Below are 18,619 nucleotides of genomic sequence, written 5' to 3'. Positions count from 1 at the left end.
GTTTGACTCAATCGCAAACCCCCAAAAATCAGACATCCTGACTTCGCAGGTCAGACACCCCGGAGCGCGAGAATCACGATCTCGTCCCACACCTGGCCGCCCGAGAACGCGTGCCTGTCGGCCTCCAGCGCCTTGACCACGGTGGACGGCGACTGCCCCGCGCACCGGCCGAGCACGTCGGCCAGCCGCTCCTCGCCGTACGGCTCCCCCAGGTCGTTCCTGGAGGAGATCAGCCCCTCCGAATACAGCACCAGCGTCTCGCCCGCGGCCACCGTCAGCCGCTCCACGGCGGTCTCCGCCTCGGGCGCGAGGCCCAGCGGCACGCCGCCGCCCGCGGCGAAGCGCACGCCGCCGTCGGCCTGCAGCAGCGCGGCGGGATGGTGCCCGGCCGACGACAGCCTGATCTCGCGCCCCTTCACGAAGCCCGCCACGGCCATCACGAACATGCCGGCGCCCTGCGCGACCAGGGCCTCGTTGACCTTGCGCATCACCAGGTCGGGGTCGGACTCCCAGGTGCCCAGCACCCGCAGGCCACCGCGTACCATCGCGCTGACCGACGCGGCCTCCTCGCCCTTGCCGACGGCGCCGCCCAGCGCGAACCCCCACCCGCAGGACACCGGGAACACGTCGTAGAACTCGGCGCCCACGGACGCCCCGGGATGGTAGACGGCCGCCGCCTCGTAGCCGGGCACGTCGGGCAGCTTGCGGGGCGCGACGCTCGCCGACAGCGCGTCCGCCGCCCGCGAACGGTCCTGGAAGCTGGTCTGGGCCCGTACCGCCAGCCCGAGCTGCAGCCCCACCTCCTGCATGACGGCCAGGTCGGCCAGCGCGAACGGGCGCCGGTCGTGCGCGCGCACCAGCGTGAGCACGCCGTCGCCCGAGCCGATCGGCACGCACAGCATCGAGCCCGCGCCCATCGCCGTCAGCAGCGGCCCGTCCGCGCAGAACCCGAGCAGGCCGTCGTCGTCCAGCATCTCCTGCACCACGCCGGAGCCGCGCTCCAGCACCTGCATCACGACCTGGCTGCCCGCCGGATCCGCGGATTCCACCTGCCGGACCAGATCGCCCAGCGGATGGTTCTTCGGCGCCACCACGACCGAGCGGCGCGGCACCCCGCCGCGCACCATGTCCGCGATCACCCAGTCGGCCCACTCGGCCGCCAGCAGCCGCGTCGCCCTCGGCAGCGCGACCGGGCGCAGCAGCGTCTCCTCCTCGAGCAGCAGATTGGCCATCTTGACCAGCAGGTCCTGCCGCTTGGCCGCCGCCAGCAGCAGCGCCCCGTCGGACTGCTCGGGCCGCCCCGCGCCCGGCTCGGGCAGCTGCACCTCGGTCGGCAGCGCCACCGCCGCCACCATCTGCTGCGGCTCGCCCGGCATGGTCATCCTGGTCAGCGCCAGCTGGACGGTGTGCGTGCGCCCCTGATGCGCCAGCCGCGTCTCGAACGCCGACGGCTGGCCCGTCTGCAGCACCGCCGTCAGATGCGACCGGAACGCCGCCCGCCGCGACACGTCCACCAGCAGCGGGAACGACCGGCCCACCAGGTAGCCGTCGGGGCTGCCGAGCATCTGCGAGGTCTCGGGGTTGATCCGCCTGACCACGCCACCGCTGTCCAGCACGATGACCGGCACCGGAAAGGCCCGGAACACCTGTCGCAGCAGCTTCAGCTCCCGCTGCGCGCCGTCCTTCTTGCCGCCCGCCCGCTTGGGCGCCTTCTGCAGCGCCTCGCGGGCCTCGGCCAGCAGCTCGGCGGCGGTGTCGAGTTCGGCGAGGGCGGCGTCGAGGGTGGGCGCGAGGTCGGCGGGATAGGCGGTCCGCGCCTCGCGAAGCGAGGACACGCGTCCGGCCAACGCGTCCAGCGCTTGTTCGAGGTCCGGCATGGTCACCCTCTGACGCTACGTCACAAGGGATATGGGAGGCTATATCGGGTAGGGGCTTCCTGCTATGAAATCAACTGCGATGATCACCCCCGGTCTCGCCCGCGACCTCGCCGCACTGGGCCGGCTGGGCGAGGACACCTCCACGGAACGCGTGCTGCGCGACCTCACCACGGCGCTGGCCGCCGGCGTACCGGGCTGCTCGGGAGCCTCGGCCGAGCACTGGCGCGACCACCGGGTGCTGGTGTCCGGCTCCCACAGCGAGCTGATCATGCTCGTCGAGGGCGAACGCGCGCTCGGCGAGGGCCCGTCCGTCGAGGCCCGGCAGAGCGGCGGCCGCGCCGGCGTGACCGACGTGCTCAACGAGCCCCGCTGGCCCCGCTACGACGCGCTGGCCAGCCGCTGGGGCGTGCGCTCCGTGCTGGTCGTCCCCATCGACGTGGCGCCCGCCCTGCTGCTGGTCGGCCTCTATTCGGTACGCCCCGGGGCGTTCTCCCCCCAGAGCGCCCACTCGCTGGCCGACATGCTGACCGAGCAGGTCGGGGTGGCGATGGCCAACATGTGGGAGTTCGAGGAGGTGCGTACGGACGCCGCGCAGCTCCAGGAGGCCCTCGCCGGACGGGCGGTGATCGACCAGGCCAAGGGCATCATCATGCAGACCAGCGGATGCACCGCCGAGGCCGCGTTCGAGGAGCTGCGCAAGATCTCCCAGCACCACCAGGTCAAGGTGGCCGACCTCGCCAGGCTCCTGGTCGACGAGCACCAGCGCAAGTCGAGGCGCTGACCTCCGCGGCCCTGCCTCCGCCCTGCCTCCGCCCTGCCTCCGCCCTGCCGCCGCCCTGCCGCCGCCTTCAGCCGATGGCCGCCAGCGCGTCGTCGAGCGTGTCGTAGAGGGGCAGCCGCTGCGCCAGCCCGGTGATCCACATCACCTTGGACTTGGAGTATTCGACCCCGATGAGCGCGAACCTGGCGCCCGACGCCAGGCTCGTCTGCCAGTGGTGGACGATGAGCCCGAGCGCGCGAGAGTCCATGAACGTGACCCCGGCCAGGTCAAGAATCAGGTCCGACCCCGCCAGGGACAGGTAGTCGGCGAACTGCTCGCGGGTCGTGGCATCGAGGACGCCGTCAACCTTGATCACGGTGATCTCGTCCACCGTCGACGACGTCAGGGTCAGGGCCGCCATGGGCCCCTCACCGTTATCCGGCATTGTCACGGAGCAACCCTACTGTCACCACAGGAGGGAGGAATACTTCCCGCGATACGGGGGACACTTGATGCGGAGTCCAGCAGCGGGCTTTCGTCTCGAGAGTTGAGCGAGGCGTGCCTCTGCCTGGGCTTTTTTGCTGGGGGAGGGCGCCTGCGACCCATAAGAGGAGCAGCGATGGCTGTGCAGGAATACGTCCTCGAGGAGATGACAGCGGAAGAGCTCCTGGCCGAAATGGTCAGGGAAGAGACCCCCGACAGTCACAGAGAGCGACTGCGGGAGCGCATCGTCGAGATGCACCGGCCGCTCGCCATGGAGATCGCCCGGCGCTACCGCTACCGCGGCGAGCCTTTGGAGGATCTTCTCCAGGCCGCGTACGTCGGCCTGATGAAAGCCGTCAACGGCTTCGACCCGACCCTCGGCCACGCGTTCCGGGGCTACGCGGTCGTCACGATGACCGGCGAGGTCAAGCGCCACTTCCGCGACCGCACCTGGGCCATCCGGGTGCCGCGGCTCTACCAGGAGCGCCGCTCGGAGCTCAACCGCCTGGTCGCCGACCTCAGCCAGGACCTCGGCAGGTCGCCCACGGTGGCCGAGCTGGCCGCCAAGATGAACATCACCGAGGAGGACGTCCTGCTGACCCTCGACGCCTCCGCCGCCTACAGCACCCTGTCGCTCGACGCGCCGCTCGGCACCGACGACGACGCCGCCTCCCTCGGCGACGTCATCCCCGAGGACGACGACACGCTGAGCACCATGGTCGACCGGGAGGCCGTCAAGCCGCTCATCGACGCGCTGCCCTCCCGCGAGAAGCACATCCTGCTGCTGCGGTTCTTCGGCAACATGACGCAGGCCGAGATCGCCGCCGAGTTCGGGATCTCCCAGATGCACGTCTCACGCATCCTCCGCAAGGTTCTCGACCAGCTGCGCTCCGAGCTGGTCGGCTGAGAAGAAGGTCGCCGGGTGAACGAGGACGGAGAGCCTCAGTCGGGCTACACGAGCCCGCCGCCCGGCGCGCCCGTGAAAGAGCTCAGCTTCCGGCTGCCGGACCTGCCGCAGGTCCGGCAGTTCGCTGAGGACGAGGCCCGCGACGCCGGCATGCACGAGGACGTCATCGAGGACTTCGTCATCGCGGTCAACGAGGTCGCCACCAACGCCGTCACCCACGGGGCCGACCGGGCCTCCATGCGTACCTGGACGGTGAACGGCGACCTCATCGTGGAGGTGCACGACGGGGGTGCCTGGAAACCCGGGCCCAGACCGGGCGCGGTGGGTGGGATGGGGCTGTGGGTGGCCCGCCTGGTGTCGGCGGACCTGACCCTGCGGGTCGGGAACGGCGGCAGCACCGTCATCATGCGCTTCCCCGGAAAGGAGTGACGGGAGGCCGCCGTCCTCGGCGACCTCCCGCTTTTCGGGGCCTCACCGGCTGGGGCCTTTTACCGGTGGGCCCTTGGCCGGCTCCTACCTGCGTGCCCGGCCACGCCAGTTGCTGTAACCGGTACGGATTCCGGCCGTGCCGACGCCCGCCTGATGCAGGGCCAGCAGCGTCAGGCCGAGCAGGACGAACGTCATGCCGGAGAACCCGCCGGGGATCCGGGCGCCGACCAGGTCGAGCAGGAACCCCAGTCCGAAGATGATCGCTGCGACTACCGCGAGCATGTCGTCACCTCTTTCCCCAGGTCTGGAGCTGGGTCTGGGTCTGTGTTTGTCGGCCGGAGAGGGCGAGCAGGCGTTCCAGGACGCTCCTGTAGTCGCGCAGCGCCAGGCGCATCTGCTCGGTGTCGGCGGCCTCGGTGTCCTTCCAGCGGTCGCGCAGGCCGTTCGTACGCGTGGTGAGGCTGCTGGTGAGGGCGTCGACGACCTCGCCTACCAGCCCGTCGGCGCGCCGCACGGCCTCGCCGGGGTCGTCGACGAACGACGCCTGCAGGTCGCGCCAGCGGGCCTGCACCTGGTCCGGGTCCTGGTCGAACAGGACGACGTCCTCGGGGGCGGCGTGCGCGGGGATCTCGCCCGGCTCGGTGTCCGGTCCGGCCGTTGTGTCCCCGCCGGTCCTGGCGTAGGGATCGCGGTACGTGCCGTCGTCGAACTCGGCGTCGTACTCGGCGTCGTACCCGGCCGTGGGCGGCGTCACGGCGCCGGGCACGGCTGCGGCGTACTCGTCGCCGGCACGCGGACTGTGCGTCTCCGGCTCGCCGTCGCCCGCGACACGGACGTCGCCCGGAACACGGTCATCGCCCGCGACACGGACGTCGTCCGAGCCGTCGTCGGCCAGCTTGCGATCCTCCGCGTACTCATCGGCGCGGGCGTCCTCATCGGCGCGGGCGCCGAAGCGCTCGCCGGGCCGCTCATCGCGGAGCTCGTCGGCTTGGAGGCGCTCATCGCGCTGAGCGCGCTCCTCCCCGCTGCCGCTCCTGGGGGTGCTGGGGGTGCTCATGATCCTCGTTCACCGTCCTCGTGTGGTCTCCTGCAGCAGTTCCTCGAACAGCGCGCGGTAGTGCACCATGGCCTGCCGCAGGTCCTCCGTGGAGGCCTCCTTCCTGGCCGCGCGCCCGCTGATCTCGTGGGCCGTCCGGTAGTGGTCGAGAGTCTTCGCGTGCCCCACCGACAGGGTGGACAGCCGCTCCTCGTAGTCCTCCGTCGGGTAACCCCGTTCCGCCATGACCGCGGTGACCAGCTGATCGGCCTCGGTCACCGCGAACCCGGGCGCGTCGACGAAGCGCTCCTGCACCTCGGTCCACTGGTTCGCGTAGGTGTCGCGCGACTCTTCCGTCAGGGGATGGATGCCGAGCTCCGCATGCCGGCGCTCCCGGTCGAGCAGCTCCTGCTCGGCCTCGTGGCGGGTGTCGTGCTCGGAGACTATGCGTTCGTACTCCGGGCCGAAACGTTCGCGGAGATGGTCGCGGCGCCTCTGCTGCAGCACGGCGTAGCCCACTGCGACGAGCGCCACCACCACGACCGCGACGACGGCCACCCAGATTAAGGTGGTCATGTTGTTCGCCTCCGGTCTCTGTCTTGAGACCAGCGACTGCCCTCGAACGGGTGGGTCGAAACTCACCGCCTCAGCGGGCTTCCAGCGCCTCCCTGGCCGCGGCCAGCACGGCTGCGACATGTGAGCCTGTTGGTGCGGCGGGAATCTCGCTGAACCCTTCGGCCGCGTCGTACCGCACGTCGAGCCCCGCGTCGACGAGCCGCTGAGCCCATCGCAGAGCCGTGTTCAGCCGCTCGGCCGCGGGCGGCTTCCCCTGCGCGGCCGCCGACAGATTGCGCAGATTGGTGGCGGGCCCGGACTGGGAGTGCTCGCGGGCCAGCTTCCACGGCACGGCCCGGCTGTGGTCGAGCATCGGCTTGGCCAGCCCGGCGGCCCGCTTGGCCTGCAGCACCCCGGACTCGCTGACCCCGAAGTGCGCGGCCAGCTCCTGCACGTTCATCCCCTCGGCCGCCAACCTGGCCAGCTCCCGCCGATCGATGGTCGGTTTCCGCCCCACTCGACCCCCTCCGCCCCAGCTCTCCGTGTACGCGTGCACCTCCGATGTGCGCTAAGGTTATGACGTCCCGCTCCGCAGGGAGCGGCCGACACGACCGGGACGTAGCGCAGCTTGGTAGCGCACTTGACTGGGGGTCAAGGGGTCGCAGGTTCAAATCCTGTCGTCCCGACCAGATTTCGCTGGTCGATGAGGGTGTCACTCGTCTGGGTGACACCCTTTCTCATGGTTGAGCGGCGTCCGTCGCGGCTGTCCGCCGGCGCTCGGCCAGGCGGTTCCATACCGATACGACGGCGATGGAGACGATCAGCAGCACGACGCTCCCGGCGATGTCGAGCACGTAGTGGTTGCCCGTGGTGAGCACGACCGCCACCATACCCAGCGGAAAGATCCACGCCGGCAACGCCGGTCGTGGGTGGGAGACCCGCAGCGCGGACCACACGGCGTACGCGCACCACAACGACCATCCCACGTGCATGCTCGGCATCGCCGTCAGGTTCTGGCCGTTCCCGATCTCGCGTGAGGCGTGGCCGCCCAGGAGGTCGTGCTCGGCGATGATGTCGACGACGCCCGGCAGGGCGAACCGTGGGGGCGACATGGGCACCGCCCAGTAAACGGGCAGCACGAGGACGAGCATCGCGACGAGGGTCCAGCGGACCTTGGCGTAGACGGCGGCGTGCCGGACGAAGACCCACACCAGCACACCGATGACCATGAGGTAGTACAGGCGGTAGTAGTACACCGCCGGCTGGATGAGGGCCGGATGCTCGGTCAGCCACTGGTTCGCCCTCAGCGCGATGTCCAGGTGGAGGGCCCGTTCCATGGACTGCAGGGCCAGAGCGTTGGCGGTGGCGGCCGCGGTGTCGTTCCCGGCGGCGGCGTGAAGCCGTGCGAAGAGCAGGATCACGAGCAGCAGACCGGCCACTTCGACCAGCGGGGCCGGGCGCCCGCTCACTCTCCCGGCGAGTGCGACCGAGCGGGCGCGCGCCACCAGGCGCGATAATCGGCCGGCGGCCACCTCACGCGGGCGCACGCGAGTCACCCTAACTCACCGCTCCGGCATGGAACGTGTTACAGAACGACCACCTCGGCCACTTCCTCCTCCTCAACAACTTCCGGCGGCTTCACCGCGCCGGTAATCTTGCGTGATTCTCTGACTCCGGTGGAGGGTCGTCGTGGGCTCCGGTGCTCGCCATGCCGATCAGCGCGCTCGGGCTGGGCTTCGACTTCTTCCTGGCCGGACCCGTGGAGTGACCGCCCCAGGGCCACTGCAGGTCCTGCACCCCTCAACCCCCAGGAGGTAGAGCCGTGGGCTCTGGCAAGAAGACGTGGACGGCAGCGTTCCTGGCCACTGCTGTGCTGGCGATCACTGCGGCCTGCGGCAGCGAAGGCGCCGACGGCGCGATCACGTTACGTTTCTCCTACTGGGGCAGTGACGCGCGGCAGAAGATGACGCAAGAGGCGATCAAGAGGTTCGAGGCGAAGAACCCGGACATCGACATCGAGGAAGAGTTCTCCGGCTTCGGCACCTACTACGACACGCTGGCCACGAGGGTCGCGAGCGACGAGACACCTGACGTCATCACCCTCGAGATCCGCGGGCTGCGGGAGTACGCCGAACGCGGCACGCTCGCCGACCTGTCCAGCGTGGTCGACACCGCCGACATCGACGCCAAGGTGCTGGCCACCGGCGCCATCGACGACAAGCAGTTCGCCATCCCCACCGGCGTCAACGCCTGGTCCCTGGTCGTGGACCCGAAGGCGATCAAGGACGCGGGGCAGAACCTGCCCGACGACACCACGTGGACCTGGGACGAATACGTCGACCTGGCGGCGAAGATCACCGCGAGCACCGGTGGCAAGGTTTACGGCACGCAGCAGGCCTTCAACCCGGCGTTCCTGCAGATCTTCGCCGCCCAGCGGGGCGAGTCCCTCTACAAGGGCAACAAGATCGGCGTCTCGCCCGGGACGCTCAAGGCGTGGTGGGCGGTCCACCAGAAGCTGATCAGGAGCAAGGGCTCTCCTGCCGCCGCCAAGAGCATCGAGCTCGCGACCCAGAGCGAGGACCGGTCGCTGTTCGCCACCCGCAACGGCGCGATGGGGATGTGGTGGAGCAACCAGCTCGGCTCGATCAACAAGGCGTCCGGCGGCAAGGAGGTGGACCTGCTGCGGATGCCGAAGGCGCAGGGCGCCACCGCGGGCGGCATGTTCCTGCAGCCCGCGATGTTCTACACCGCCTCGGCGAAGTCCGAGCATCAGGCCGCGGCGGCCAAGTTCATCGACTTCATGATCAACGACCCGGAGGCGGGCGCGATCATCCTCAGCGACCGCGGCCTGCCGGCCAGCTCCAAAGTGCTGGCGGCGGTCAGGGACAAGCTTCCGGAGACCGACAAGAAGACGCTGGCCTTCCTCGACAAGGTCAAGGGGGAGCTGACGGACTCGCCCGCCGCCCCGCCGAAGCGCGCCAGCGCCATCGAGGCCATCCTCACGCGGTACACGAATGAGGTCCTGTTCGGCCGGATGACGTCTGACGAGGCCGCTCAGAAACTCATCACGGAGGCCAACGCCCTCATCGCGGGCTAGTGGGCCCGGTGCGCGGGGATGCGCAGGGCTGAGCGGTGGGCCCAGGTGACCCAGCGCCAGAGCCACTCGACGGGACCCTGGCGGTGGCGGCGCAGCCAGAGGGTGGCGAACAGCCACTGGGCGGCGAGGATGACTCCCGCGGTCGCGTACGCCGCCGTCAGGGATCGGCCGATCGGCAGGCCGAGGAGGTGAGCGGCCGCCAGCACGAGGATCGTGGCGGTCAGGTAATTGGTCAGCGCCATCCGGCCCAGTGGTGCGAAGAGGGCCGCCAGCGCCGGTCGCAGCGGCGTTCTGAGCAGGACCAGCAGGGTGCACACGTACACGCCGGCGAGCAGCAGATCGGCCAGGCCGGACGTGAAGGACGGCGTGCCCGTCCCGGTCCGCGCCCACAGGGCTGAGGCCGCCCCCGCCGCGAAGGCCAGCCCCAGCAGGAGCGGCCCCCGGGTGGACCGCTCGATCTTCTCGATCATCCCGTACCGGACCAGCGCCGAGCCCAGCAGGAACAGCCCGGCGATCATCAGGGGCCCGCCACCCCCGCCGATCAGCGCCGCCGCCACGAGCGCCGGGGCGAGGCCGGCCACGGCCCACCGCGGCAGCCAGGTGGAGGGCAGCAGCACCAGCAGGCCGACGATGGCGTACGAGGTCAGGATTTCACCCCGCCACAGCAGCGAATGCGCGAGGCCGATCGCGAGCAGCGCCAGAAGCCGGCGCAGCAGGACGAGCCGCGGGCGGGGGACGCGGTTCGCGGCGGAGTCCAGCAGCAGCGAGAACCCGATGCCGAACAGCAGGGAGAAGATCGGGAGCCCGAGCCACGGGTCCCAGTCGCCCATGGGCTGCGTCGTGACGGCGCGGTCGCCGTTGGCTATCAGCTGGATGTTGGCGAGCAGGATCTCGCACAGCGTGAACCCGCGCAGGACGTCGAGCGCGGCGATACGCGGCCGGCCGGGGGAGGCCGGCGTCCCGGCGCGGGTGGAAGGGGCTCCGGGACCTCGGACCGGTCCCGGAGCGTGATCTCGATAGGGCATGCACCTCATCCTGGGGACGGAGCCCGGTGCGTACATCGACCACCGGTAGGGGCTCGCGGTCGCGCGACGGCACTTTCGGCCGATCCTCGTTCTCGACGGCACCCCACCGGGCCATCGGTTCGTCCGGCCGGTCCAGGATGAGAGGACGCGTCAGGCGTAGGAACCCTCGACGAGATCGGCGACGATGCCGGGGCGGGAGGGCTGCCAGCCGAGCAATTCGCGGGTACGGGTCGCGCTGACGCGCTGGCTGATCGCCAGAGCCCGGGCGAAGCCCTCCCCGAGCTCCCGCGCGGCCTCCTCGAACGGCCAGGGCTCGGCCGTCTCCTTGACGCCCGCCGACCTGGCCGCCGCCTCGGCCACGGCGGTGACGGGCACCGCCTCCTCGCTGATGGCGTGGTAGACGGCCGCCTCCCCCTTCTCCAGGGCGGCCAGGATCAGCTCGGCCACATCGTCCACGTGCACGAAGGTCCACGTCGGCGCCGTGCCGCCCGCGGTGACGTACACACCGGTCCCGCGCCGCGCGGCCTGCGCCTTCAGCAGCGCCGCGATGCCCGTGCCGCGCCCGTGGACGACGCCGGGACGCACCACGGAGCCGCCGCCGTCGATCACCAGCCGCTCCACCTTGTCCCGGTACGCCACCAGGGGGATCGGGTCGGCCGGGCTGTCCTCGTCGGCCCCATCGGTCTCGCCGAGCACCCACACGCCGCTGACATAGACGACCTTCTGCGACGATCCGGCGAGCACGCCGATCGTGGCCAGGTCGGCCTCCTGGTCGCCGGTCAACTGCCCGGCGTGCACGATCGCGTCGAGGTCCGCGGTGATCGCCTTCTCCAGCGCGGCGGCGTCCGCCAGATCCCCGTACCGGACGTCGGCCGCACCCGGCACCCGCCGCTCTCCCTCCGCCGCGGGCCGCACGTAGGCCGCCACCTCATGCCCCTGCGCCACCAGCCGCTCCACCAGGACACCGCCGATGTACCCCGTCGCGCCAAGCACCAGCACCTTCATTGTCCCACCTCAAAAATTTCGACATTGAACATTTCCACGTAGGACGATAGCCCACGACATCGAACATTTCAATGTCGTACGATTGCCGCCATGGGAGATGCAGTCGACGCGATCCTCGGGCAGTGGGCCCGCACCCGGCCCGACGTGGACGTGTCCCCGATGGGCGTGATCGGCCGGGTGTCGCGGGCCTCGCGGCTTCTGGAGCGGGGGGTCAAGGAGTTCCTGGGCGAGCACGGGCTGGAGGCGTGGGAGTTCGACATGCTGGCCACGCTGCTCAGGAACGAAGCCGACTCCATGTGCATGAAGGACCTGTCGGCGGCGGCCATGGTCAGTCCCGGCGCACTCACCAACCGCATGGACCACCTGGTGGAGCGCGGGCTGGTCGACCGCTGGCCGGCGCCGGACAACCGGCGGATGACGCTCGTGGCGCTGACGGACGAAGGACGGCGGGTGGCCAACGACGTCCTGGAACGTCACGCGGCCAACGAGGCCCGCCTCCTGTCCGGCCTCTCCCCCACCGACCGCGACGCCCTGGCCGACCTCCTCCGCAAACTCCTCGTCTCCCTGGGCGACACCGTGTAGAGGGCTGCTCCCGGGGCTCGGCACCTGCCTTGGGGCGGTCCGAGCTTTTCTGCGAGGGGCCGGGGGGCTGGCCAGGTCACGATAGGCAGGAACTCCCGGAAGTCGTACCGTCCGCCAGTCCGGCCCGGTCGGCTCGCCCGTGTCGGCGCGACCCGGGGACGGGCTGGGCCGTCATGCCAGGGAAGATCGCCGCCGCCTCGCCGCGTGTCTCACAGCAGGTCGCGAACGACCCGGGTGTCGGCGAGACGGTCGTGCAGAGTGCGGGCCGCCGGGTCTGACATCGCCCACAGCCCGTCCACCAAGAGCACGACCAGCCCGAACTGCGGCACGCAGACGAGGACGGGGAAGACGAGGGCGCGGATCGCGGCCCTGCGCCGGTCTGGCCGATGACCGGTCTCGGCGGAGACGACGCGGATGCGCATGAGCCGCTTGCCGACCGTCAGCCCCGTCAGGACGTAGAGGAACGCGGCCACGGCGCCGATCAGCGACAGTGGTTCGTTGACCCTGAACCAGTTCAGGAAGCCGAAGTCCAAGCCACTCCCCGCGAAGAAGCCCAGAAAGACGACGGCGAGCACGTAGTCGATGGCGAACGCCGCCGCCCGGCGGCCGATGAACCCGCTCGGCCAGGTGTCCCGCCCCGTCCGGGTGGCCAGCAGCACCAGCAGGGCCGAGCCCAGGAGGGCGGACTGCGCAAGCCCGAAGGCGCTCAGTACGGTTCTGAACCACTCGCCACTGAGCACGGGCATCATCGAGCACCCGTCCTCACGCATGTACGCAGGGCTGGCCGGTCCGGCGATCGCGAGCAGGACGAGCAGGCCGGCCACGCGGCGGCCGACGACGGCCCCGTTCCCGGTGGCAGCCGACATCAGCATTCCCGCGAGGACCAGACTCGAGGGCACGCCCCAGAGGACGGCCAGGTCCGCGACCTCCTCGGCATCCCCCAGCAGGGCCGACGCCACTGGGGTGAGCCCGAAGCCGGCCCCGTCAGGGAACCCCATGCAGCCGTAGAAAGGCCCGTACTCGATCTGCCAGGCGTCCCAGGTCGGATATGCGGCGACCGCCAGGGCGGCCACCCAAGCGCCGGCTGCTCCGAGATAGGCCCGACGGCCAAGCTCGCCCACTGGGTCGTGTCCTCCTCGTACTCGCGCAGCTCCTGGCCGCCACTTCATCCGCTCAGCATCGCCGCGAGCTGCTCTTCAACGGGCATGGGAAGCCGCGGCCATCTCCCGGCTTCGCTGAGCTGTGAGCTCGGGCGTGTGCAGCCGATTCAGCCACGCCCCGTATCTGGTGGCCCGCCTTGGGGCTACTCCGGAAGGTCGAGCTCGTCGTAGGTCGCCACCTCATCGGCCGGAGGCGCTTGGATGTCGATCGGGCGGCCCCACCGGGACAGGCGGACGTCGTCGATGTAATGGACGGGTTCGTCGCTCAGCTTGGGGATGCCGGGTTGCCTGGAGTCGCTGTGGCATCGGCGGACGAGCTGGTCCCGTCCGATCCAGAGCTTCCAGTCGACCCGGACACGGGCGTACTTTCCCGCGGGCCTGTGAAGTCCGGCGATACGGAAGTCGGGGTCCGCCTTGGCGAGCTGGCCCAGCGTGATGGACCCCTCGTAGAGGGTGGTGCGGGTGCCGTCGTACACGCCGGACGGGCGCTTGACCTTGGTGGCGGCGAGCAGGGCCTTGAGCGTGCCGGGATCGCTCAGCCGCATCTGGCCGCAGTGCAGGGCGAGGGACTGCTTCCCCTTGGCGACCACCCAGCTCTTGCCTTCCGGAAGATGCTTGCGCAGGCCGGCCGACTGCTCGTAGGACCGGTCCGGGAAGAGGATGAGGCGCTGGCGGTACTTGCCGAACATGAAATCCTTGGGGCGCAGGATCTCGCTCGCGACCACCCTCCCCCGGTCCAGCTCGTGGACTCCGGACTCCCGGATGGTGTGCGGCTTTCCTTCGGACCTGGCGACCAGGACGTCCGAGAAGGTCACACCGTTGCCGCTCGCCAACTGGCGGCGCAGCGCGGCGACGGGGTCGGGGCCGGCCGCGGCGGCGGCCGGCGACGTGACTATGGAGGTCACGGAGGTGATCGTCAGGGCGAGCGCCCAGAGCCTCATGCGGGTCGTCTCCTCGGGAGGTGAGCCATGCCGGGTGATCTTCGCAGGCCCAGATCTCGTTCCGGCCTCACCCACTCCACCAGCAGGGCAACCGCCCGGATCGCGCGCCTCGCGCCATGGCCCGCAATCGCGGTCGCAGGTCAACCCCGCGCGGTGAACGGGCGCGCCCTCGACCGGCTCGGGTCGCGCCCGCGCGCAGTCTCCGTTGCCGGGGCGATGCGTTGCGCCGCGACCGGGTGGATTCGATTCGCGCTGCGCTTGTTGATCTTGTCCGGGCCTGTCCGTCGCATCAGAATGGCGGCCATGAGTCGCGAGGCCCTGGAGCAGTGGATGGCCGCCGTGACGCGCGGCGACCTGGCGGACCCACCGGCCGCGCCGACGGTCGAGGACTGTACGGCCGCGGGCGTGGCGCCGTACGGGAGGTCCTACCGGCGCTCTCGCGGAGGTGTGACGTTCCGCGCTTACTTCACCCCCGACCGGCGGCACCACGCTATGCTGCTGGCCGGGCCCGAGCTCCTGCTGTGGATGGACGGCCGGAGCGCGCCCGTCCCGACCGGCATCCGGGGCGAGCCGCAGGGCGCTGCGTTGGTGCGCTGGCTGGAGCATCGGTTCTCGATGGGCGGGATGGACGATCCGGTGCGGGCCCTGGCGATGTGGGCCTGGACGGGCGCGGCCGGACGGGTCGCCGCGCGGGACGGTGACAGGTGCGGGCGGACGTACCCGGCTCCGCCCACCGGGGTGACGCCTGCCGAGTACGGGGAGATCGGCTGGGAGTTCACGGACGAGCGATGCGCGTACAACTTCCTCGACACCGCGGGCAAGCGTGTGGTCCGCGTCGCCTTCGCCCCCGGCTTACGGCGCCAGGCACTGACGATCCGCGCTCCCGACTGGATCGGCGCGCAGTTGTGGGTCGACGGCGAGCCGGTGCCCGTGCCGTGCGAGCGGGACTCGGGTCCGTTGTGCGACGAGCACGTCACGTGGCTGGACGACCGCTTCGTCCACGCCGAGGTGGGCGGTCTGTGGAGCCATCCTCTGTACGACCCCGCCACGATGGATCTCCTCGGCGACATTCGCGGGCTGCTGATCTGGGACGCGGCGGAACGCGTCCGGCACCTCCACCTCCCAGCGCCGGCCGAGGCGTGGACGCGTCCTGACAAAAGCCCGGGTCAATCCTTCTTGGCGCGGGCCTCGGCCTCGGCGGCGTCCATGGCCTCCGCCTCCTCCGGCGTCGGGGCCGTGCCGCCCAGGTGCGCGGGCTGCCACCACACCCCCTGCGGCACCTCCGGGTACGTGCGCTGCGCCTGGTCCACCAGGCCCGACAGCCGCTTGTGCAGGTCGGCGGTGTGGTCGTTGACGTTCTCGCCGCGCTTGGGGTGCATCGGCTCCCCCACCACGATGGTCAGCGGGATGTGCCGTTGCGTGAGCTTGCGGGGCCGGCCCTTGGTCCAGAAGCGCTGGCTGCCCCACAGCGCGACGGGGATGATGGGCGTGTTGGTGGCCTGGGCCATGCGGATGGCGCCGTTCTTGATCTCCTTGACGGTGAACGACCGGCTGATCGTCGCCTCCGCGAAGACCCCGACGACCTCGCCGGCCTTCAACATGCGCAGGGCCGTGGCGTACGAGCCCGCGCCCGCCCCCCGGTCCACCGGGATGTGTTTCATACCGCGCATCAGCGGCCCGGAGATCCGGTGGTCGAAGACGTCCTGCTTGGCCATGAAGCGCACCAGCCGCCGCGAGGGCAGCGCGGCGAATCCCGCGAAGATGAAGTCGAGGTAGCTGATGTGGTTGCTCACCAGCACCGCTCCCCCGGTCTGCGGCACGTGCTCCGTACCCTCCATGTGGAACCGGACGTCGAGCACGCGAAACAGGGTCCGCGCGGCGGCGATCACCGGCGGGTACACGATCTCAGCCATGAGCAGAAGGTAGCCTACTCAGGCGGGTGCCACGGTAGTCGGGAGCCGGACCATCCCGCGCACGTTCCCGTGCGAGATGCGCCGGATGCCGTCCGGGTCGATCTCGTACGAAGGCGAGACGGCCTTGGTGAGCTCCTCCAGCGCCACCCGGGCCTCCAGCCGGGCGAGCGGACCGCCGAGGCAGTAGTGGCGGCCGACGCCGAAGCTGATGGACCTGGAGGTGTCGCGGCCCAGGTCGTAGACGTCGGGGTCGGGGAAGACCGACTCGTCCCTGTTGGCGGAGCCGATCAGGATCCACACCTTCGCGTCGGCGGGGACCCGGACGCCGTGCCACTCGGCGGGCTCGGTGAGGCGGCGGGCGATGCCGTGCGCGGGGGTGTCGTACCGCAGCGACTCCTCCACCCACCCCGTGATCGCCCCGCCGAAGGCGGCGGCGCGCTGGCCGGGGTGGCGCCACGCCCAGTACCAGGCGGCGCCCAGCAGGTGGGTGGTGGTCTCCGAGCCCGCCCCGATCAGCAGGAACAGGAACGCCACGATCTCCTCGGGGCTCAGCCCGCCGTCGGCGACGAGCGCCGAGACGAGGTCGTCACGGGGAGCGGCCCGGCGGTCGGCGACGATCGAGGCGTAGTAGTCGCCGAGGGACAGGATGCTCCTGAGCCCCGTGTCCGCCATCTTGCCCTGAGGGTCATATTTCACGAGGATGTCGGACTTGCGGCGGACGTCCGCCCGATCGGACGGCGGCACCCCCACCAGCTCGGAGATCACGTCGAGCGGCAGTTTGGCCGCGAAGTCGCGGACGAAGTCGAACGTCCCCCGCTCGATGCCCTCCTCGATGTAGCCCCGCGCGATCTGCCTGATCATGGGTTCGAGCGCGGCCACCCGGCGCGGGGTGAAGGCCCGCGAGACGACGGCCCGCATGCGGGTGTGGTCCGGCGGGTCCATGGCCACGAACGACAGGTACGTACGCGCCTGCGGCCCCCACGCGGCCGGGTCGAGCACGGGGCCGTGGTCGCTGGACAGCAGTGCGCTGTCGCCGAGCGCGGCGGACACGTCGGCGTGCCGCGACAGTGCCCAGAAGCCGTGTTCGGCGTTGTGATAGACCGGCGCTTCCCGGCGTAACCACGCGTAGACGGGGTACGGGTCGTTGTTGACCGCCGGGTCGTAGGGGTTGTAGACGACCTCCATCCCGCCTACGCTACGACGCTTGCGCCCTCGTGAAAATGGGCAGATCTTCTCACCATGAAGAAGCTCATCAACACGGCCGACTCCGTCGTCGATGACGCGCTGAACGGCATGGCCGCGGCCCACCCCTCGCTGCGGGTGCGCGACCGCGTGGTCTACCGGGCCGAGGGGCCGCGGCCCGGCAAGGTCGGCCTGGTCTCGGGCGGCGGCTCGGGACATGAGCCGCTGCACGCCGGTTTCGTCGGGTACGGCATGCTCGACGCGGCCTGCCCCGGCGAGGTCTTCACCTCACCGGTCCCCGACCAGATCATCGACGCGACCAGGGCGGTCGACGGCGGCGCCGGGGTCCTGCACATCGTCAAGAACTACACCGGCGACGTGCTGAACTTCGAGATGGCCGCCGAGCTGATCGAGGACGTCGAGGTGGCCAGCGTGCTGGTCGACGACGACGTGGCCGTACAGGACTCCCTCTACACGGCGGGCCGGCGCGGCACCGGGGCCACGCTGTTCGTGGAGAAGCTCGCGGGCGCGCTGGCCGAGCAGGGCGCGCCGCTGGCCCAGCTCGCCGCGGTGGCGGGCGAGGTGGACGAGCGCAGCAGGTCGTTCGGCATCGCCCTGACGTCCTGTACGACGCCGCACGCGGGCAAGCCGACGTTCGACCTGCCGGAGACGGACGTGGAGCTGGGCATCGGCATCCACGGCGAGCCGGGGCGGGCCCGGGTGCCGATGGTGTCGGCGCGCGAGCTGGCCGCGATCGCCATGGAGGCCATCCACGGCGACCTGCCGCTCCGCGGCGACCTGCTGGTCATGGTCAACGGCATGGGCGGCACCCCGCTCATGGAGCTGTACGTGGTGTTCGCGGAGGTCGCGGCCTTCGTCAGGGGCAAGGGCGCGCGGGTGTCGCGCTCGCTCGTCGGCAACTACGTGACCAGCCTCGACATGCAGGGCTTCTCCGTGTCGATCTGCCTGCTCGACGACGTGCTCACCCGCCTGTGGGACGCTCCGGTCGAGACGCCGGGGCTGCGCTGGGGGCGCTGATGGACACCGACGTGTTCGTGGCCTGGTTCGAGGAGGCGGCCAGGCTGGTGCACAGGGACCGCGACCGGCTGACCCGGCTGGACGCGGCGATCGGCGACGCCGACCACGGCACGAACCTCGACCGCGGCCTCACCGAGGTCCGCAAGACGCTGGCCGAGTCGCCGCCGGGGACTCCCGGCGAGGTGCTGGCCGCGGCGGGCGCGACGCTGATCCGCCGCGTCGGGGGCGCCTCCGGGCCGCTGTACGGGTCCGTGTTCCGGCAGATGGGCAAGTCGCTGGAGTCGCCGGTGACGCTGGCCGGGTTCTCGGGGGCGTTCGAGGCCGGGGTGGTGGCGCTCGAACGGCTGGGCAAGGCCGCGCTGGGCGACAAGACCATGGTGGACGCGCTGGTCCCGGCCTCCCGGGCGCTCGCTCTGGCCGTACGTGACGGGATCGGGGTGAAGGAGGCGCTCGAACGGGCGGCCGAAGCGGCCGAGGAGGGGGCGAAGGCCACGATCCCGATGCAGGCGCGCAAGGGCCGGGCCAGCTACCTGGGCGAACGCAGCATCGGGCACGAGGACCCGGGGGCGGCGTCGGCGGCCCTGTTCATGGCCGCGCTGGCGTCGGTGGTGGCGTGATGAGCGGTTCTG

The 18,619-nt window shown here is 70.8% G+C and carries 21 protein-coding genes and 1 tRNA gene; 8 read left to right on the top strand and 14 right to left on the bottom strand.

Annotated elements, in window-relative coordinates; genetic code table 11:
• Window positions 1-50: 50 nt before the first annotated feature.
• Window positions 51-1,877: a SpoIIE family protein phosphatase gene (locus tag ACWDX9_RS09140; RefSeq protein WP_449951040.1), complete on the bottom strand. Its 1,827-nt coding sequence runs from the start codon at window positions 1,875-1,877 to the stop codon at window positions 51-53.
• Between the two features lie 79 nt (window positions 1,878-1,956).
• Between ACWDX9_RS09140 and ACWDX9_RS09135 the strand changes: the two genes are divergently transcribed.
• A complete protein-coding gene (locus tag ACWDX9_RS09135; RefSeq protein WP_350726521.1) occupies window positions 1,957-2,658 on the top strand; it encodes a GAF and ANTAR domain-containing protein in 702 nt (233 codons plus the stop codon).
• A 67-nt stretch (window positions 2,659-2,725) separates the two neighbouring features.
• Here ACWDX9_RS09135 and ACWDX9_RS09130 read toward each other — a convergent pair whose 3' ends face one another.
• Window positions 2,726-3,082: an STAS domain-containing protein gene (locus ACWDX9_RS09130; protein WP_449951037.1), complete on the bottom strand. Its 357-nt coding sequence runs from the start codon at window positions 3,080-3,082 to the stop codon at window positions 2,726-2,728.
• A 174-nt stretch (window positions 3,083-3,256) separates the two neighbouring features.
• Between ACWDX9_RS09130 and ACWDX9_RS09125 the strand changes: the two genes are divergently transcribed.
• Together ACWDX9_RS09125 and ACWDX9_RS09120 are read left to right on the top strand one after the other, a co-directional pair.
• The gene (locus ACWDX9_RS09125; protein ID WP_350726519.1) at window positions 3,257-4,027 is read left to right on the top strand and encodes a SigB/SigF/SigG family RNA polymerase sigma factor; all 771 of its coding nucleotides are present in this window, start codon (window positions 3,257-3,259) and stop codon (window positions 4,025-4,027) included.
• A 15-nt stretch (window positions 4,028-4,042) separates the two neighbouring features.
• Complete coding sequence (locus tag ACWDX9_RS09120) at window positions 4,043-4,456, top strand: ATP-binding protein (RefSeq protein WP_449950921.1); 414 nt, start codon at window positions 4,043-4,045, stop codon at window positions 4,454-4,456.
• An 84-nt stretch (window positions 4,457-4,540) separates the two neighbouring features.
• On the opposite strand, the gene ACWDX9_RS09115 is transcribed toward ACWDX9_RS09120, so the two are convergent.
• The 4 genes from ACWDX9_RS09115 to ACWDX9_RS09100 all read right to left on the bottom strand — a co-directional run bounded on the left by ACWDX9_RS09115 (window position 4,541) and on the right by ACWDX9_RS09100 (window position 6,564).
• Window positions 4,541-4,738, bottom strand: a complete 198-nt coding sequence (locus tag ACWDX9_RS09115; protein WP_185073178.1) for a hypothetical protein — start codon at window positions 4,736-4,738, stop codon at window positions 4,541-4,543.
• Between the two features lie 4 nt (window positions 4,739-4,742).
• Complete coding sequence (locus ACWDX9_RS09110) at window positions 4,743-5,513, bottom strand: hypothetical protein (protein WP_449950918.1); 771 nt, start codon at window positions 5,511-5,513, stop codon at window positions 4,743-4,745.
• 9 nt (window positions 5,514-5,522) lie between these two features.
• A complete protein-coding gene (locus ACWDX9_RS09105) occupies window positions 5,523-6,068 on the bottom strand; it encodes a hypothetical protein (protein ID WP_449950915.1) in 546 nt (181 codons plus the stop codon).
• 70 nt (window positions 6,069-6,138) lie between these two features.
• The gene (locus tag ACWDX9_RS09100; RefSeq protein ID WP_449891992.1) at window positions 6,139-6,564 is read right to left on the bottom strand and encodes a hypothetical protein; all 426 of its coding nucleotides are present in this window, start codon (window positions 6,562-6,564) and stop codon (window positions 6,139-6,141) included.
• 95 nt (window positions 6,565-6,659) lie between these two features.
• Between ACWDX9_RS09100 and ACWDX9_RS09095 the strand changes: the two genes are divergently transcribed.
• A tRNA-Pro gene (locus tag ACWDX9_RS09095) sits at window positions 6,660-6,736 on the top strand.
• A gap of 48 nt (window positions 6,737-6,784) precedes the next feature.
• Here the strand turns inward: ACWDX9_RS09095 and ACWDX9_RS09090 are convergent.
• Window positions 6,785-7,552 (bottom strand): phosphatase PAP2 family protein, encoded by a 768-nt coding sequence (locus tag ACWDX9_RS09090; protein WP_449950912.1) that lies wholly within the window; start codon window positions 7,550-7,552, stop codon window positions 6,785-6,787.
• 317 nt (window positions 7,553-7,869) lie between these two features.
• On the opposite strand from ACWDX9_RS09090, the gene ACWDX9_RS09085 reads away from it, so the two are divergent.
• A complete protein-coding gene (locus ACWDX9_RS09085; RefSeq protein ID WP_449950910.1) occupies window positions 7,870-9,144 on the top strand; it encodes an ABC transporter substrate-binding protein in 1,275 nt (424 codons plus the stop codon).
• Here ACWDX9_RS09085 and ACWDX9_RS09080 read toward each other — a convergent pair.
• Complete coding sequence (locus ACWDX9_RS09080; RefSeq protein WP_449950907.1) at window positions 9,141-10,169, bottom strand: DUF418 domain-containing protein; 1,029 nt, start codon at window positions 10,167-10,169, stop codon at window positions 9,141-9,143. The two genes, ACWDX9_RS09085 and ACWDX9_RS09080, sit on opposite strands and share 4 nt — an antisense overlap.
• A 150-nt stretch (window positions 10,170-10,319) precedes the next feature.
• Complete coding sequence (locus ACWDX9_RS09075) at window positions 10,320-11,174, bottom strand: NAD-dependent epimerase/dehydratase family protein (RefSeq protein WP_449950904.1); 855 nt, start codon at window positions 11,172-11,174, stop codon at window positions 10,320-10,322.
• Window positions 11,175-11,264: 90 nt separating this feature from the next.
• Between ACWDX9_RS09075 and ACWDX9_RS09070 the strand changes: the two genes are divergently transcribed.
• On the top strand, window positions 11,265-11,756 hold the full coding sequence (locus ACWDX9_RS09070; protein WP_363963971.1) for a MarR family winged helix-turn-helix transcriptional regulator: 492 nt from the start codon (window positions 11,265-11,267) through the stop codon (window positions 11,754-11,756).
• Window positions 11,757-11,965: 209 nt separating this feature from the next.
• Here ACWDX9_RS09070 and ACWDX9_RS09065 read toward each other — a convergent pair whose 3' ends face one another.
• The 5 genes from ACWDX9_RS09065 to ACWDX9_RS09045 form a co-directional block, all read right to left on the bottom strand.
• Window positions 11,966-12,829, bottom strand: coding sequence for an RDD family protein (locus ACWDX9_RS09065; RefSeq protein WP_449950901.1), 864 nt, complete (start codon window positions 12,827-12,829; stop codon window positions 11,966-11,968).
• A gap of 230 nt (window positions 12,830-13,059) precedes the next feature.
• On the bottom strand, window positions 13,060-13,857 hold the full coding sequence (locus ACWDX9_RS09060; RefSeq protein ID WP_449950898.1) for a hypothetical protein: 798 nt from the start codon (window positions 13,855-13,857) through the stop codon (window positions 13,060-13,062).
• 461 nt (window positions 13,858-14,318) lie between these two features.
• Window positions 14,319-14,669 (bottom strand): hypothetical protein, encoded by a 351-nt coding sequence (locus ACWDX9_RS09055; RefSeq protein WP_449950895.1) that lies wholly within the window; start codon window positions 14,667-14,669, stop codon window positions 14,319-14,321.
• Between the two features lie 354 nt (window positions 14,670-15,023).
• Entirely contained in the window at window positions 15,024-15,770 is a 747-nt protein-coding gene (locus ACWDX9_RS09050) for a lysophospholipid acyltransferase family protein (RefSeq protein WP_449950893.1), read from the bottom strand.
• 18 nt (window positions 15,771-15,788) lie between these two features.
• Window positions 15,789-16,955 (bottom strand): cytochrome P450, encoded by a 1,167-nt coding sequence (locus ACWDX9_RS09045; RefSeq protein ID WP_449950891.1) that lies wholly within the window; start codon window positions 16,953-16,955, stop codon window positions 15,789-15,791.
• 54 nt (window positions 16,956-17,009) lie between these two features.
• Between ACWDX9_RS09045 and dhaK the strand changes: the two genes are divergently transcribed.
• On the top strand, window positions 17,010-17,990 hold the full coding sequence (gene dhaK, locus ACWDX9_RS09040) for a dihydroxyacetone kinase subunit DhaK (RefSeq protein ID WP_449950888.1): 981 nt from the start codon (window positions 17,010-17,012) through the stop codon (window positions 17,988-17,990).
• On the top strand, window positions 17,990-18,607 hold the full coding sequence (gene dhaL, locus ACWDX9_RS09035; RefSeq protein WP_364246780.1) for a dihydroxyacetone kinase subunit DhaL: 618 nt from the start codon (window positions 17,990-17,992) through the stop codon (window positions 18,605-18,607). Before dhaK ends, dhaL begins: the two co-directional genes overlap by 1 nt.
• The last annotated feature ends 12 nt before the right edge of the window (window positions 18,608-18,619 follow it).

It is taken from the genome of Nonomuraea sp. NPDC003201 (assembly GCF_053590415.1).
This window is presented reverse-complemented; position numbering and strand designations above follow the sequence as displayed.

What these genes read in the sequence shown, in the direction of transcription:
- ACWDX9_RS09140 (WP_449951040.1), bottom strand. Translation starts at nt 1,877, where the DNA reads ATGCCGGACCTCGAACAAGCGCTGGACGCGTTGGCCGGACGCGTGTCC.
- ACWDX9_RS09135 (WP_350726521.1), top strand. Translation starts at nt 1,957, where the DNA reads ATGATCACCCCCGGTCTCGCCCGCGACCTCGCCGCACTGGGCCGGCTG.
- ACWDX9_RS09130 (WP_449951037.1), bottom strand. Translation starts at nt 3,082, where the DNA reads ATGCCGGATAACGGTGAGGGGCCCATGGCGGCCCTGACCCTGACGTCG.
- ACWDX9_RS09125 (WP_350726519.1), top strand. Translation starts at nt 3,257, where the DNA reads ATGGCTGTGCAGGAATACGTCCTCGAGGAGATGACAGCGGAAGAGCTC.
- ACWDX9_RS09115 (WP_185073178.1), bottom strand. Translation starts at nt 4,738, where the DNA reads ATGCTCGCGGTAGTCGCAGCGATCATCTTCGGACTGGGGTTCCTGCTC.
- ACWDX9_RS09110 (WP_449950918.1), bottom strand. Translation starts at nt 5,513, where the DNA reads ATGAGCACCCCCAGCACCCCCAGGAGCGGCAGCGGGGAGGAGCGCGCT.
- ACWDX9_RS09105 (WP_449950915.1), bottom strand. Translation starts at nt 6,068, where the DNA reads ATGACCACCTTAATCTGGGTGGCCGTCGTCGCGGTCGTGGTGGTGGCG.
- ACWDX9_RS09080 (WP_449950907.1), bottom strand. Translation starts at nt 10,169, where the DNA reads ATGCCCTATCGAGATCACGCTCCGGGACCGGTCCGAGGTCCCGGAGCC.
- ACWDX9_RS09075 (WP_449950904.1), bottom strand. Translation starts at nt 11,174, where the DNA reads ATGAAGGTGCTGGTGCTTGGCGCGACGGGGTACATCGGCGGTGTCCTG.
- ACWDX9_RS09070 (WP_363963971.1), top strand. Translation starts at nt 11,265, where the DNA reads ATGGGAGATGCAGTCGACGCGATCCTCGGGCAGTGGGCCCGCACCCGG.
- ACWDX9_RS09060 (WP_449950898.1), bottom strand. Translation starts at nt 13,857, where the DNA reads ATGAGGCTCTGGGCGCTCGCCCTGACGATCACCTCCGTGACCTCCATA.
- ACWDX9_RS09050 (WP_449950893.1), bottom strand. Translation starts at nt 15,770, where the DNA reads ATGGCTGAGATCGTGTACCCGCCGGTGATCGCCGCCGCGCGGACCCTG.
- ACWDX9_RS09045 (WP_449950891.1), bottom strand. Translation starts at nt 16,955, where the DNA reads ATGGAGGTCGTCTACAACCCCTACGACCCGGCGGTCAACAACGACCCG.
- dhaK (WP_449950888.1), top strand. Translation starts at nt 17,010, where the DNA reads ATGAAGAAGCTCATCAACACGGCCGACTCCGTCGTCGATGACGCGCTG.
- dhaL (WP_364246780.1), top strand. Translation starts at nt 17,990, where the DNA reads ATGGACACCGACGTGTTCGTGGCCTGGTTCGAGGAGGCGGCCAGGCTG.